The organism is Pseudoalteromonas sp. SIMBA_162 (genome assembly GCF_046535955.1).
Classification (GTDB): Bacteria; Pseudomonadota; Gammaproteobacteria; order Enterobacterales; family Alteromonadaceae; genus Pseudoalteromonas; species Pseudoalteromonas marina.
Genome location: NZ_JAWJBQ010001323.1, coordinates 1 through 232 on the forward strand (window position 1 = coordinate 1; position 232 = coordinate 232).

Annotated in this window: 1 pseudogene; it reads right to left on the bottom strand. The window is 64.7% G+C overall.

Going from position 1 to position 232, the window contains the following annotated elements:
• Positions 1–232, bottom strand: a pseudogene (locus R0J88_RS23930) (catechol 1,2-dioxygenase); the annotation flags it as partial.

Genomic DNA, 232 nt, shown 5'->3' on the forward strand with positions numbered 1-232 from the left:
GAGATGAAGAAGTGCACATGCGCCGGGCGCTGGCCATGACGCCCGAGCAGGTCCAGGCATTCCTGGGTCGGGCCCTGCGGGTCGCAGCCATATCCCGATGGCACGATGGAGCGCGCACGGTAGCGGCCCTCGGCATCGGTGATGATGCGGCGGCGCAGGTTGTACTCGGACTGGGTCGAGTCGAAGTACGAATATGTACCTTGGGTGTTGGCGTGCCAGAGGTCGACGGTAG